The organism is Janthinobacterium foliorum, assembly GCF_978021625.1.
Window position 1 is genome coordinate 602281 of sequence record NZ_CDXDQE010000001.1, and the last position, 13303, is coordinate 615583.

Consider the following 13303-nt stretch of genomic DNA (forward strand, 5'->3'; position numbering starts at 1 on the left):
ATGAAAGGGGAAGCTCAGGCTTCCCCTTTTTTTATGCCCACATTTTTACCCGCCATCCGCCCGCCATGCACGAGAACATCCTTCCCGCCCCCGTCAGCCTGCGCAGCGCCTTCTGGTACTGGCTCAAGCTGGGCTGCGTCAGCTTTGGCGGACCGGCCGGGCAAATTGCCATGATGCATGCGGAACTGGTGGAAAAGCGCCGCTGGATTTCCGAGCAGCGTTTCCTGCATGCCTTGAATTACTGCATGCTGCTGCCGGGGCCGGAAGCGACGCAGCTGGCCATCTACATCGGCTGGCTGATGCACCGCACGCGCGGCGGCATCATGGCGGGACTGCTGTTCCTGCTGCCCTCGCTGCTGGTGCTGATCGCCCTGTCCTGGCTGTACATGGCCTACGGCCACGTGGGTGCCATCGCCGCCATCCTGTACGGCATCAAGCCGGCCGTCGTCGCCATCGTGCTGGCGGCCGCCTGGCGTCTGGGCCGGCGCACCTTGCGCAGCCCCAGCCTGATCGCCATCGCGGGCGCTGCATTTGTCGGCATCGCCGCGCTACGGCTGCCATTTCCGCTGATCGTGCTCGGCGCCGCCGTGCTGGGAGCGGCCGGCGGCCACTGGCTGCCACGGCACTTCCATACGGGCGCCATGCCGCATGGCGCCGCCGCCCGCCACGGTCCCGCGCTGATCGATGACGACACGCCCACGCCGGCCCACGCGCGCTTCAGCTGGCCGCGCCTGCTGGCCACGGCCGCACTGGGCCTGGCCCTGGCCTTCTGCGCCTGGCTGGCCCTGGCGCTGGCCGGCGGACGCGAGCAGCCGCTGGCGCAGATGGGCGTATTTTTCAGCAAGGCGGCCCTGCTGACCTTTGGCGGCGCATATGCCGTGCTGCCCTACTTGGTGCAGGGCGCCGTCGAGCAATACCACTGGCTCAGCAGCGCACAGATGATGGATGGCCTGGCCCTGGGCGAAACGACGCCCGGCCCCCTGATCATGATCGTCGCCTTCATCGGTTTTGTCGGCGGCTGGAGCCAGGCGGCAGGCATCGCAGGCGAACACCTGTGGCTGGCGGGCGTGTGCGGCGCCCTGGTCACGGCCTGGTTCACCTTCCTGCCCTCGTTCATCTTCATCCTGGCCGGCGCGCCGCTGGTGGAAGCCACGCGGGGCAATCTGCGCCTGGACGCACCCTTGTCAGCCATTTCGGCGGCCGTGGTGGGCGTCATTGCCAGCCTGGCCGTGTTTTTTGGCGGCCATGTATTCCGGCCAGAAAGCCCGCTGCCGCACTGGGACTGGCTGGCCATGGCCATCGCGCTGGCGGCCGGCGTGGCGCTGATCCGATATCAAACAGGCACCATCAAATTGCTGCTCGCCTGTGCCATCTTCAGCCTCGTGCTATCGTATCTGCCTTGAACGACCTCACGTAACTAGTAACTGGCAAGTGGTATCACTTTTATGGCTGACAAGATTATCTACCTCGCCGAGGCCCGCAATGGGCCGTTGGCGATACCCGAACGGCTGGAAAGCCCCAGCGGCAACGTCGCCGACCGCCTGGGCCGGCCCCTGCACGACCTGCGCATCTCGATTACCGACCGCTGCAATTTCCGTTGCGTGTATTGCATGCCGAAAGACGTGTTCGACAAGAACCACGTGTATCTGCCGCACACGGATTTGCTGTCGTTCGAGGAAATCACGCGCATCGCGCGCCTGTTCGTCGCCCACGGCGTGGAAAAGATCCGCCTGACGGGCGGCGAACCGTTGCTGCGCAAGAATATCGAAAAGCTCATCGCCATGCTGGCCGCCCTGCGCACGCCATCGGGCCAGCCCCTGGACCTGACCCTGACCACGAATGGCTCCTTGCTCGCGAGAAAAGCGCAGGCGCTCAAGGAGGCGGGCCTGAACCGGGTCACCGTCTCGCTCGACTCGCTCGACGACGCCACTTTCAAGCGCATGAACGATGTGGATTTTTCCGTGGCCGACGTGCTGCAGGGCATCGATGCGGCCCATGCGGCTGGCCTGGGGCCCATCAAGATCAACATGGTCGTCAAGGCCGGCATGAACGAGCAGGAAATCGTGCCCATGGCGCGCCACTTCAAGGGCACGCCCTACATCCTGCGCTTCATCGAATACATGGACGTGGGCGCCTCGAACGGCTGGAACTTGCAGGAAGTCATCCCTTCGGCCGAGGTGGTGCGGCGCATCGCCGCGCACATGCCCCTGCTGCCCGCCAGTCCGAACTACACGGGCGAAACGGCGGCGCGCTGGCGCTATTCGGATGGCGGCGGCGAAATCGGCCTCATTTCCAGCGTCACGCAAGCGTTCTGCGCCGACTGCAGCCGCGCCCGCCTGTCGACGGAAGGCAAGCTGTACACCTGCCTGTTCGCCACCAGCGGCCACGACTTGCGCAGCCTGCTACGCGGCGGCAATAGCGATGCGGAAATTTCCACGGTGGTGGCGCAACTGTGGCGCGGCCGCGGCGACCGCTATTCTGAATTGCGCACCAGCCAGACGGACTTGAGCGGCGGCACGCTTGAGCGCGGCAAAAAGAAAGTGGAAATGTCGTATATCGGCGGCTGAATCCGGGGCGGCGCGCGCCCCGCGCTGCTACCATGGCGCATGCACCATTTTTCCCATCTGACATGATCAATACACACGACATTACCGGCCTGGTCCTGGCTGGCGGCCTCGGCACGCGCATGGGCCACGGCGACAAGGGCATGCTGCCCCTGCACGGCCAGCCTTTGGTGCGCCACGTGCTGCAGCGCCTGGCGCCGCAAGTGGGCCAGTTGGCCATCAGCGCCAATGCCCATGTCGACGCGTACGCCCGCTTCGGCCTGCCCGTCTGGACCGACGTGCTGCCCGGCCAGCTCGGTCCGCTGGCCGGCCTGCACAGCGGCATGCGGCATGCGGCCACGCCCTACCTGCTGACCGTGCCCTGCGATTCACCCATGCTGCCGCCCGACCTGGCAAAGCGCCTGGCCGCCGCGCTGATCGACAGCGATGCCGACCTGGCCATCGCCGTCACCGAAGAAGTTGACAAGACAACGGGAGCGGCCGTGCGCCATCCCCATCCCGTCTTTTGCCTCGTGAAAACCTCCGCCCTGCCACAGCTGGAGGCTTACCTGGCCGCCGGCGAGCGCCGCATGCGCACCTGGCATGGCTCCTTGAAACTGGCCGAAGTGCTGTTCGAGGACAATGCCGCGTTTGGCAACGTGAATACGCCGGACGAGCTGGCGGCCCTGCAGGCACAGGGCCTGTCCGTGCCGATGGCGCAAGCCATGCTGGCCGATGCCGTCGCCCCCGTCGCCGAGGTGGAACAACTGGCCCTGCCGCAGGCGCTCGAGCGCATCCTGGCATCCGACATCATCTCGCCCATCAGCGTGCCCGCGCACGACAATTCCGCCATGGATGGCTACGCGCTGCATGGGGATGACCTCAGCGGCAATGCGCCCCTGACCCTGGCCGTGGTCGACACCATCCTGGCCGGCCGCCCCGGCACGGTCAGCGTGCAACGGGGGCAATGCGCGCGCATCATGACGGGCGCCGTGATGCCCCACGGCTGCGACAGCGTGGTGCCGCAGGAAAGCGTGCTGCACGCCAGCGACGCCAGCATTACCGTGGCGCCGGACTGCATCCGCCCCGGCGACAACCGCCGCTTCAAGGGCGAAGACTTGATGCAGGGCCAGCCGGCCCTGCTGCAGGGCAAGCGCCTGGGTCCGGCCGAGCTGGGCTTGCTGGCCTCGCTGGGCATCGCCACGGTGCCCGTCCGGCGGCGCCTGCGCGTGGCCTTCTTTTCCACCGGCGACGAATTGCGCTCGATCGGCGAGCCGCTGGACCCGGGCTGCATCTATGACAGCAACCGTTACACCCTGCTGGGCATGCTGACCCGTCTGGGCTGCGAGGTGCTGGACATGGGCATCGTCAAGGATCAGCCCGAAGCGCTGGAAGCGGCACTGCGGGGCGCCTGCGCCAAGGCCGACGTCATCATCACGTCGGGCGGCGTCTCCAGCGGCGCGGCCGATTTCACGCGCGAGATCCTGGCGCGCCTCGGTGAAGTGTCTTTCTGGCAAATCAACATGCGTCCGGGCCGCCCCATGGCTTTTGGCAATATCACCAGCGAGGGACATTCGGCCCTGCTGCTGGGCCTGCCCGGCAACCCCGTGGCCGTGATGGCGACGTTTTATTTCCTCGCCCGCCCCGCCTTGCTGCGCCTGATGGGCGCCGATGCGGACACGGCCAGCCTGCCGCTGCTGCAGGTGGCGGCGCAGGCGCCCATCCGCAAGAAACAGGGCCGCACGGAATACCAGCGCGGCATCGTCGAGCGGGGCGCGGACGGCCGCCAGCACGTGCGCGTGACGGGCGCGCAGGGCTCAGGCATCCTGCGCTCGATGACGCAGGCCAATTGCATGATCGTGCTGCACGCCGGGCAAGGCCACGTGGCCGCCGGCGACCTGGTCGATATCGTGCTGTTCCATGGACTGACATGACACATGCCCTCGTGGTGGCACTGGCACTGCTCGGCAGCATGGCGGCGCATGCCGGCGAAGTCAGCAGCAATGGCTATACGGTGCGCTACGCTGAACGCACCGAAGCGGCGCCCGGCGACTTGCACGGCGCAACCGTGGGCAACATCCGCATCGCGCGCGCCAGCGACCAGTCGCTGCTGTGGCAGGAAGACACGCCCCTGCGCCCCGGCTGCGGCGCCATTCCCGCCGCCACGGTGCTCGCCCCCTGTGCGGCCACCTGGGCGGTCGCCACTACACGCCAAAGACCATCCTGATGCAGGGCAATGCGCCGAGCATGGTCAGCGCTGACCAGTTCGACGCGCCCAGCCCCGTGCGCGTGGAACGGGACGGCGCGCCGGCCATCGATGTTTTGCGGCGCGACCTGTTCCCCGGCGAACTGACAGGCCCGCATTACTTTCCGACTGTCTGCCGCCTGCGGCGCGACGCCGCCACCTTCGGCCTTGTCCCCAGCTTTGATGCGCACACTGCCGAACGCTACTGGCAGCATTACCGCGCCACGCGCCAGGCCGCACCCGCGGCGGCCGTGCTGCCGGAACTGCCGGCGTCGCTGCTGGCGGCCCAGGCGGGCAAGCAGCCCATTTGCGGCGAACTGGCCGCCATCGCCACCGAACTGCAAGGTGCGGCGCTGGCGCCCGGCGAACAAGGCGCACGCGCCCTGATGCCGGGCCAGCTGGAAAAAATGCCAACGGCAGGCTACCCGGCCCTCGAGCGCCACGCCTGCCCCGCTTCCCTGTAATACCGCAGCACGGCGCTGCCGCTTGGCGGCGCCACTCCCCCCATACACCTAGCCTTCCGCCGATGCCCGGCCCTAGCGTGCAGCGGCACGAACGCGTCTATCCGACAGCGTCCTGCGCATGCACAAACAAGATCAAAATAATAATTATTTCTTTAAAGAACATATCCATACTCACAACATAAATTGTAATTATTTTATTTATTTGTTGATATCTAAGTTTCTTCGGTGATAACATCGAATTTCAACCAAATAATTCAATTTTGATATGATTTCCTTGAAGAGACTGGCAGAACAACATCCCTGGATCGCAGCGGCCGGCATGCTGGGTGCGCTGTGCCTGTTCGGGGTCATGTCCCTGGCGCCACTGCCCGCCCATGCCAAGCCCGGCGCGCGCGCCGACGTGCTGGACAATTGCACCTGGAACCGCCCCGGTGTCGACCCGTTCATGGGCGACGTGGTGGCGGCCGTCGACAGGTACACGGATATCGCGCCGCAGGTGCGCGAACAGTTGAAGGAGCGCATGCGTGCGCGCCAGTACGATGAGATCGTGGTGATCAGCCGCGACGCCATCCGCGGCAAGGGAAATTACAATGCGCGCATCAGCGACATGCATTTCGGACCGGGCCGCGTGTGCCGCAACGTGACGCGCTCGGGCTGGAGCGAGCAGATGCAGGAACGGGGACTCGTGTATTGCGTGCAGGGCCAATGTATTCTCGTGCCCACCGTGTGCCGCAATGTCAGCCGCATCACGCAGGGGCCGGCGTCCGCGCCGCCGGCCGCCGGCGGCGCGGCGCCAGGCGGAGGCGCACCCGTGGCTGCGGCGCCGGCGGCGCCAGCGGAAGCGGGCGTGCCCGTCATCGACAACCCCGACGCCTTGCGCGGCGGCTCGTTCACGGGCGATGCCGTGCCGCCCGCCGTGGCCAGCATGCCATTCCTGCCATTCGATTATGTGCGTACTGCCGGCAACATCCCGGCGCCCGCCGGCTTCGGTGGCGGCGGCAGCGGCGGTGGGGGCGGCTACAGCCAGCCGCCGGGTCCCACGGGCAGCAGCGTCATCTCGCCGCCGACCGTCATCCTGCCCTCGCTGCCGCCCATCGATACGAAAATCCTGCCAGCCGTGCCGGAACCGCAAACCTGGGCCATGCTGCTGGCGGGACTGGCGCTGGTCGGCGGCGGCGCCCTGCGCCGCCGCGCGGCGCGGGCGACTTGACGCCGCTACGGCAGCTGGGCGCTATTCGCCGTCGCCGCCCTCTTCCGCCTTGCCAAGCAGCAAGGCAGCCGCCTCGCCCGGCAAGGCTTCCACGGATTTCAGCTTGCGCGCCATCTGCCGGCTGCGCACTTCCGCATTTTCGATATTCTTCGCCGCCTTTTCCAGGGTGAGCCGGGTTTGCGACAGGACGTCGCCGAACTTGCCGAACTCCGTCTTCACGGCGCCCAGCACCTGCCACACTTCCGACGAGCGCTTTTCCAGCGCCAGGGTGCGAAAACCCATCTGCAAGCTGTTGAGCAAGGCCGTCAGGGTGGACGGCCCGGCGATGCTGACCCGGTGCACGCGCTGCAATTCGTCGGCCAGGCCGGGGCGGCGCAGCACTTCCGCGTACAAGCCTTCCGTGGGCAGGAAAAGGATGGCGAAATCCGTCGTGTGCGGCGGCGCCAGGTATTTGTCGGCGATGGTCTTTGCCTCGCCCCGCACGGCCCGTTCCAGCTCGCGCCCGGCCAGGGCCACGCCTTCGGCATCGGCCCGTTCGGCCGATTCGACCAGACGCTCGTACTGCTCTTTCGGGAATTTCGCATCGATGGGCATCCACACGGGCGGCCCGCCATCCAGCAGGCCAGGCAGCTTCAGGGCGAATTCCACGCGCGCGCCGCTGCCGGCCACCGTTTCCACGTTCTTCGCATACTGGTCGACAGTGAGCACTTGCTCGAGCAGCATTTCCAGCTGCACCTCGCCCCACGTCCCCCGCGTCTTGACGTTGGTGAGCACCCGCTTCAAATCGCCCACGCCCAGCGCCAGCTGCTGCATTTCGCCCAGGCCTTGGTGGACTTTTTCCAGCCGCTCGGACACCTGCTGGAACGATGCCGTCAAGCGCGTTTCCAAGGTCGCATGCAGCTTCTCGTCGACCGTCTTGCGCATCTCTTCCAGGCGCGCGCCATTGTCGGCCTGCAAGTCGCGGATCTTGCTTTCCAGGGTGGCGCGCACTTCCAGCATGCGCTGCGCATGCGATTCAGTCAGCTGGGCCAGGGTCTGGTTCGTGCTGTCGGCAAAGCGCGCCAGGCTTTGCGCCTGCTCTTCGCGCCCGACCTTGCCCTGCGCCTGCATCTGCGTGCGCAGGCTGTCGAGCTGCTGCAATGTCGCCGCCTGGAACTGCGCCAGGCCAGTGGCCAGGTCTTGCCGCGTGGCCTGCGCCGACGCCTGCAGCTGCAGCCGCACTTCGCGCTCGACGCGGTCGATGCGCTCCAGGCTTTGCTGCTGGTGCTGCTGCACCAGCGCCAGCGTGGTGGCGCCGTCGCCGGCCGCGCCACGGGGGCGCAGCAGCAGCAATATCAATAAAACGATGGCGACGGCGGCGGCGCCCAGCAGGCTGTAAAACTCGATTGGGCTCATGGGATCAGTCAGGTTTGTTGCGCATCCAGTCGGCCGTCTGATAGAACGATTCCATCAGGCGCACGCGCAAGGACTCTTCGATGCCCGTGTCTTCCATGGCCCAGGCCATGGCGCGCAGCCACTGGTCGCGTTCGCTGGTGCCGATAGCGTACGGCAAGTGGCGCGCGCGCAGGCGCGGGTGGCCGAACTTTTCGATGTACAGGTCCGGGCCGCCCATCCATCCCGTCAGGAAGAAATACAGCTTGTCGCGCGAGCCGTCCGTCGCTGGCGGATGCATGCCGCGGATGCCGGCGAACTCGGGCTCGAGTTCCATCAAGTCATAAAAACGGTCGACCATTTCACGCAGCACGGAGGCGCCGCCGATGGTCTCGTACAGGGTAGGGGCAGTGGTATCAGTCATGGCCGCCATGATAGCGCAAGCGCCGGCAGCCCATGCGGCGTCGCCCCCCTTGCCACGCCTACGGCCCCTCTTTTGCCGCATTAAACGGCAGTATACTTGACTAATCAAGCTTTTATCAAATACCATGCAATCTCTTAACCACGAATAAAACAGCCATGTCCACTTCCACCGACACCAATTTGCTGCGCAACGCCAACTTTCGCTGGCTGCTGGGCGGCGGCCTCGTCTCCATGCTGGGCGACCAGTTCAGCATGCTGGCCCTGCCCTGGCTCGTGCTGAGCCTGACGGACGATAGCCTCAGCCTGGGCATCGCCGTGGCCCTGATGGGCGCTCCCCGCGCCGTGCTGATACTACTGGGCGGCACGGTTGCCGACCGCTACTCGCCCCGGCGCGTGATGCTGTTGAGCAAATATGCGAATGCCGCCATCCTGCTCGTGCTGGCGGCACTGCTGTGGCTGGACATGGCCAGCCTGGCACTCGCGCATGCGGCCGCGCTGGCGCTGGGCATTGCCGCCGCCTTCGGCATCCCGGCCGGCACGGCCATCCTGCCGCAAGCCGTGCCGGCGCCATCGTTGCAAAAAGCCAATGGCTTGCAGATGGGCGCGCGCCAGCTGTCCCTGCTGGCCGGCCCCCTGCTGGCGGCGCTGCTGCTGTCCTGGGGCGGCCATGACGATCGCGGCCAGGTGGGCATGCCGCTGCTGGCCGCCGCCTTTGCCATCGATGCCCTGACGTTTTTATTCTCGGCCTGGACCTTGCGGCAAGTCAGCTTGCGGCCGTCCACCGCGCCCGCCGCGCCACAAGGCATGTGGCGCGACATGCGGGCCGGCCTGGCCATGGTGTGGCGCGACCTTCCCTTGCGCAGCTGCTATGCCTACTGGGCGCTGGTGGCCTTCTTCGTCATGGGACCGCTGCAGGTGGCCTTGCCCGTGCTGGCGAGCGAACGCCTGCACGGCGCGCCGGCCCTGGGCCTGCTGATGGGCGCGCACGGCGCCGGCACCTTGCTGGGCATGTTGTGCTCCAGCCTGGGCGGCGCCTGGCTGCGCCGGCGTTTCGGCGCCACCCTGCTGGCCGTTGACGCCATCGTGGCCCTGCTGATGATGGCGCTGGGGCAAATTGGCACGGCCTGGCAAGGCGCGGCCCTGCTGGCCATCACGGGCGTACTGGGTGGCTACTTGCAGGTGGCCATCTTTACATGGATACAGCGGCGCGTGGCGCCTGCCATGCTGGGCCGGGCAATGGCGCTGTTCATGGCCATCTTTCTGGGGCTGGCACCGCTGTCGGCGGCGGCCACGGGCGCGCTGATGCGCCACGTCAGCGTGAGTGAAATGTTTTGCGGCGGCGGTGCCCTGCTGTTGGCGGCCGCCGTGGCGGCGGCACTGTGGACCGCCATCCCGCGCATCGCCGGAGCGGAAACGATATAAACGAGATAGGAGAAATATAGAATGGACAAGACACGACAGGCAACATTGAAGGCGCACTACCGGCAACGGCCGCCGCCGCTGGGCATCATCGCGCTGCGGCACCTGCCCAGCGGGCGCACCTTGCTCGACAGCAGCCGCAACGCCCCCGGCATGCTGAACCGCCACCGCTTTGAGCTGAACCTGGGCCAGCACCGCAACGCCGCGCTGCAGGCGGACTGGCGGCGCGACGGCGCGGCGGCGTTTTCCTGCGATATCATCGACAGCGTCACGCCGCGCGACGATCCCGCCTTCGACGCGGACGCCGAGCTGGCCGGCCTGCTGGCATTGCACCGGATCGCGCTGCTGGAACAGGGACATGCACTGTATTGAGCAGCATTGCTATACACTTGCGCACTCAAGCACTACGCAGGCTATACCGAGGAACATCATGACCGATCACACTTCCCTGTCGCCGGACGGCGGCAGCGCGCTGGACTTCTGCCTGCGTCTGGCGCGCGCCCAGGCACTCATCGTGCGCCGCTTCGACAGCACGCTGGGCAATCTGCACGGCCTGAGTTTCAGCGATTATCAATTGCTGTACCACTTGCAGCGCGCCCCCGGCGGGCGCCTGCGCCGCATCGACCTGGCCGAGCGCCTGGCGCTGACGGCGTCCGGCATCACGCGGTCGCTGATGCCGCTGGAAAAGATCGGCCTGGTGGCGCGCCAGGCCGACCAGCGCGATGCGCGCGTCGGCTACGCCGCCATCACGGACGCGGGGCTGGCATTGCTGGCGCATGCGAACACGACGGCGCAGGCGCTGGCCCAGGAGTTGCTGGACCACGCCAGCGCCAGCCAGCTGGCCCCGCTGGCCGAGCTGCTCGCTGGCATCGCCAGCAAGCTGCCCGGCCAGGCCTGAGCCCCGCGCGTCCGCCTACACCAGCGCCAGCTTGCGCAGGCGCCGCGTCGACGGCCAGCGCGCCATGCCCGTCTCGTCGCGGATGGCGGCGCAGGCGGCCAGCACCCTGTCGCACTCATCCTGGCGCAGGCCCGCGTTCAGGGTCAGGCGCACCAGCGCGCGGTTCTTCGGCGTGGCCGGCGCGCAGAACACGGCGCCATAGATGCCGTGCCGTTCCAGCGCCTTGCGCAGGACCAGGGTATCGGGTTCGCTGCCCGCCTCCAGCGCGATGATCTGCTCCGTGCCGTCGCTGACGTTGTAGCCAAGCTCGGCCAGTCCCTGGCGCAGGTGCACGCTGTGGCGGCGCAAGGCGGCGCGGCGGGCATCGGCGGCGCGGATGGCATCGAGCGCCGCGTCAAACCAGGCCAGCTCGTGTTCCAGCAAACATGAACTGAAAATGGCGGGGCGCGAGGCGGACAGGAAATAGCCCTTGAAGCGGGCCGAACAGGTGATCACCCCCGCGCGCCCCGCAAAGGCCTTGGCCAGCGACGCCGTGCGGAAATGCACGCGCCCGGCCAGGCCCTGCTCCACCACCAGGCCCGCGCCCTGCGGCCCGTGCGTGCCCAGCGAGTGCGATTCGTCGACGATCAGCATGCTGCCGCTGCGCTCGGCGATTTCCACCATCTGCAACAGCGGCGCCACGCTGCCGTTGGTGCTGTACAGCGCATCGATGACGATGATGCCGGGGCCGTGCTTGTCGAGCTGGCGCTGCAGGTGGGCGCCATCGTTGTGCAGGAAAGCCACGGGCATGGCCTGCGCCGACTGCACGCCTTCCCACAGCGAGGCATGCGCCTGCATGTCCAGGTACACGGGGATGCCGGGCCCGGCCAGGCTTTGCAGCAAGCCCACGTTGGCGGCCCAGCCCGACTGCGCCAGCACGCACGCTTCGCTGCCGAGAAATGCCGCCAGCTTTGCTTCCAGGCGGTGCTGGCGGCTGCCTTCCTGCAGGAACACGGACGACATCAGCATGGCGCCGCCGCCCTGCAAGACTTGCGCCTGCGCCGCCAGCAGCGCGGGTTCGCCGGCGATGTTCAGATAATCGTTCCCGGCCAGCATCACTGCGCCGGCCGGCATGGCTTGCCACTCGTGCAAATGTTCGCCGCCAAGCAGCTTTTCGATGCGCTCGACATAGTGTTCATCCATGCGCTGGCGCACGAAGGCGGGCAGCTGCCGTTCGGCGTGGGCGGTGGCGGATGGCAGGGGGAAAGAGGCGTTCGACATAGGGGGCTCCTGAGATGGTTGCAGTGGGAACTACCGCGTCAACATGCGTGAGCCATCCGGCAGGTGATTGATCCATCTCAACAGTTACGCCGATACATCTCTTTTTCAGGAGGAACACGCCGATCATGTTGTATTGATTCGCCTCAACGAACACGTTCCCCTACCATGATGCATGTGCAGTCCCCTGCCGGAAAGCGGTGGCAAGGCAAGTTCCTCCAGCCTTTCCTGCATTTCCACGATGCCATCGAACACACGCCCATACGGCGCGCCCAGGTGCGCGCCCTGGCCGTCATCGGTGCGCTGGGCATGCCCTTGTACTACGCGCTGTGGCAGTTCTGCTTCCCGCAAGAATATGAGTCGCCGCTGCTGCGCGGCGTGGCGGCGCTGCTGTTCCTGCCCGCCCTGTGGCCCGGACGCTTCAGCAATACCTGGTTCAGCGTCTACCTGTTCCTGGGACTGACCTTCGAACTGCCGTTCTTCTTCACCTATATGTTCCTGATGAATCACGCCTCGCCGCTATGGGTGCATTCGCTGCTGGTGGCGCTGATCGTGCTGTTCCACTTCGATACGCGCATCGCCATCCTGGCTTACCTGAGCGGCACCTTGCTGGCCTGCCTGGCATTTGCCATCGCCGGCGATCCCGCCTTCCTGCTCAGCCGCGAAGTCTTGCAGCAATTGCCCGTGCACTGGTTCACGATGGCCGTGCTGTCCGTCGTCAAGGTGGGGCGCAACGTGGGCGCGCAGCAAAAACTGGCCGGGCTGGCGGCAGGGCTGGGCAGCGTGGCGCATGAATTGCGCACGCCCCTGGTCAGCGTCGAGGCGAACGTGCGCGGCCTGCAGCGCAGTTCCGCCCCGGCGCCGGACGCGGCCAGCCTGGAGGCGCTGGCGCGCATCCGCTTCGAAGTACGCCACATGCACCACATGATCGACCTGTTCCTGCTCAGCGCCAGCGCCGTCGACCGCAAGCTTGAAGCGAACGAAACGGTCGCCATGCACGACAGCGTCGCGGCCGTCCTGCGCCGCTATCCGTTCACCAGCACGGCGCAGCGCGAGATGGTCAAGATCGACGTGCGCGCCGACTTCAGCTTTCACGGCCAGTCGGAACTGTGCGTGGTCATCCTGCTGAACCTGCTGCGCAATGCCTTGAAAGGCATCCAGCGCGCCGGCAAGGGCCGCGTGCGCATCGTCATCGATGGCGCGCGTCCCGTGCCGCGGCTGCTGTTCATCGACACGGGCTGCGGCATCGCGGCCAGCCGCCTGCCGCTGATCTTCGACCGCTTCTATTCCTATCCCGCGCACAACGGCAGCGGCATCGGCCTGGCCCTGTGCCGGCAAATCATGCAAGCCTGGCATGCGCGCATCCGCTGCGTCGCGCGCGAAGGCGCATATGCCATCTTCGTGCTGGAATTCCCGCAGCAACACGCCAACGCCAGGCCCAGCCGTTTTCCATCCATCCACCGCGCGAGGTGA

The 13303-nt window shown here is 66.8% G+C and carries 13 protein-coding genes; 10 read left to right on the forward strand and 3 right to left on the reverse strand.

Features of this window, described 5'->3' with window-relative positions; all coding sequences use genetic code 11:
• Positions 1–65 precede the first annotated feature (65 nt).
• The 6 genes from chrA (at position 66) to ACZ92H_RS02745 (ending at position 6462) form a co-directional block, all read left to right on the forward strand.
• The gene (gene chrA, locus ACZ92H_RS02720) at positions 66–1403 is read left to right on the forward strand and encodes a chromate efflux transporter (RefSeq protein ID WP_465048123.1); all 1338 of its coding nucleotides are present in this window, start codon (positions 66–68) and stop codon (positions 1401–1403) included.
• Between the two features lie 42 nt (positions 1404–1445).
• Positions 1446–2567 (forward strand): GTP 3',8-cyclase MoaA, encoded by a 1122-nt coding sequence (moaA, locus tag ACZ92H_RS02725; RefSeq protein ID WP_465048122.1) that lies wholly within the window; start codon positions 1446–1448, stop codon positions 2565–2567.
• A 62-nt stretch (positions 2568–2629) separates the two neighbouring features.
• Entirely contained in the window at positions 2630–4477 is a 1848-nt protein-coding gene (moeA, locus tag ACZ92H_RS02730; RefSeq protein ID WP_465048121.1) for a molybdopterin molybdotransferase MoeA, read from the forward strand.
• A complete protein-coding gene (locus ACZ92H_RS02735; protein ID WP_131371488.1) occupies positions 4474–4770 on the forward strand; it encodes a hypothetical protein in 297 nt (98 codons plus the stop codon). Before moeA ends, ACZ92H_RS02735 begins: the two co-directional genes overlap by 4 nt.
• Positions 4771–4790: 20 nt before the next feature.
• Positions 4791–5252: a hypothetical protein gene (locus ACZ92H_RS02740; protein ID WP_465048120.1), complete on the forward strand. Its 462-nt coding sequence runs from the start codon at positions 4791–4793 to the stop codon at positions 5250–5252.
• A 349-nt stretch (positions 5253–5601) separates the two neighbouring features.
• On the forward strand, positions 5602–6462 hold the full coding sequence (locus ACZ92H_RS02745) for an MHFG family PEP-CTERM protein (RefSeq protein ID WP_465052348.1): 861 nt from the start codon (positions 5602–5604) through the stop codon (positions 6460–6462).
• 21 nt (positions 6463–6483) lie between these two features.
• Here ACZ92H_RS02745 and ACZ92H_RS02750 read toward each other — a convergent pair whose 3' ends face one another.
• The gene (locus ACZ92H_RS02750; RefSeq protein WP_465048118.1) at positions 6484–7857 is read right to left on the reverse strand and encodes a DNA recombination protein RmuC; all 1374 of its coding nucleotides are present in this window, start codon (positions 7855–7857) and stop codon (positions 6484–6486) included.
• Between the two features lie 4 nt (positions 7858–7861).
• Positions 7862–8257: a group II truncated hemoglobin gene (locus ACZ92H_RS02755; RefSeq protein ID WP_131371499.1), complete on the reverse strand. Its 396-nt coding sequence runs from the start codon at positions 8255–8257 to the stop codon at positions 7862–7864.
• A gap of 155 nt (positions 8258–8412) precedes the next feature.
• Between ACZ92H_RS02755 and ACZ92H_RS02760 the strand changes: the two genes are divergently transcribed.
• Genes ACZ92H_RS02760 through ACZ92H_RS02770 form a run of 3 tightly spaced genes read left to right on the forward strand, consistent with a single transcriptional unit; the run spans position 8413 to position 10573 of the window.
• The gene (locus ACZ92H_RS02760; RefSeq protein WP_465048117.1) at positions 8413–9678 is read left to right on the forward strand and encodes an MFS transporter; all 1266 of its coding nucleotides are present in this window, start codon (positions 8413–8415) and stop codon (positions 9676–9678) included.
• A 21-nt stretch (positions 9679–9699) separates the two neighbouring features.
• On the forward strand, positions 9700–10047 hold the full coding sequence (locus ACZ92H_RS02765) for a GIY-YIG nuclease family protein (RefSeq protein WP_465048116.1): 348 nt from the start codon (positions 9700–9702) through the stop codon (positions 10045–10047).
• Positions 10048–10105: 58 nt separating this feature from the next.
• On the forward strand, positions 10106–10573 hold the full coding sequence (locus tag ACZ92H_RS02770; RefSeq protein WP_465048115.1) for a MarR family winged helix-turn-helix transcriptional regulator: 468 nt from the start codon (positions 10106–10108) through the stop codon (positions 10571–10573).
• 15 nt (positions 10574–10588) lie between these two features.
• On the opposite strand, the gene cqsA is transcribed toward ACZ92H_RS02770, so the two are convergent.
• A complete protein-coding gene (cqsA, locus tag ACZ92H_RS02775) occupies positions 10589–11833 on the reverse strand; it encodes an alpha-hydroxyketone-type quorum-sensing autoinducer synthase (protein ID WP_465048114.1) in 1245 nt (414 codons plus the stop codon).
• Between the two features lie 168 nt (positions 11834–12001).
• Between cqsA and ACZ92H_RS02780 the strand changes: the two genes are divergently transcribed.
• Complete coding sequence (locus tag ACZ92H_RS02780; RefSeq protein WP_465048448.1) at positions 12002–13303, forward strand: sensor histidine kinase; 1302 nt, start codon at positions 12002–12004, stop codon at positions 13301–13303.

Coding starts and splice junctions, on each gene's coding strand:
- ACZ92H_RS02735 (WP_131371488.1), top strand. CDS start 4,474: ATGACACATGCCCTCGTGGTGGCACTGGCACTGCTCGGCAGCATGGCG.
- moeA (WP_465048121.1), top strand. CDS start 2,630: ATGATCAATACACACGACATTACCGGCCTGGTCCTGGCTGGCGGCCTC.
- ACZ92H_RS02770 (WP_465048115.1), top strand. CDS start 10,106: ATGACCGATCACACTTCCCTGTCGCCGGACGGCGGCAGCGCGCTGGAC.
- ACZ92H_RS02745 (WP_465052348.1), top strand. CDS start 5,602: ATGTCCCTGGCGCCACTGCCCGCCCATGCCAAGCCCGGCGCGCGCGCC.
- chrA (WP_465048123.1), top strand. CDS start 66: ATGCACGAGAACATCCTTCCCGCCCCCGTCAGCCTGCGCAGCGCCTTC.
- moaA (WP_465048122.1), top strand. CDS start 1,446: ATGGCTGACAAGATTATCTACCTCGCCGAGGCCCGCAATGGGCCGTTG.
- ACZ92H_RS02765 (WP_465048116.1), top strand. CDS start 9,700: ATGGACAAGACACGACAGGCAACATTGAAGGCGCACTACCGGCAACGG.
- ACZ92H_RS02760 (WP_465048117.1), top strand. CDS start 8,413: ATGTCCACTTCCACCGACACCAATTTGCTGCGCAACGCCAACTTTCGC.
- ACZ92H_RS02740 (WP_465048120.1), top strand. CDS start 4,791: ATGGTCAGCGCTGACCAGTTCGACGCGCCCAGCCCCGTGCGCGTGGAA.
- cqsA (WP_465048114.1), bottom strand. CDS start 11,833: ATGTCGAACGCCTCTTTCCCCCTGCCATCCGCCACCGCCCACGCCGAA.
- ACZ92H_RS02755 (WP_131371499.1), bottom strand. CDS start 8,257: ATGACTGATACCACTGCCCCTACCCTGTACGAGACCATCGGCGGCGCC.
- ACZ92H_RS02780 (WP_465048448.1), top strand. CDS start 12,002: ATGCATGTGCAGTCCCCTGCCGGAAAGCGGTGGCAAGGCAAGTTCCTC.
- ACZ92H_RS02750 (WP_465048118.1), bottom strand. CDS start 7,857: ATGAGCCCAATCGAGTTTTACAGCCTGCTGGGCGCCGCCGCCGTCGCC.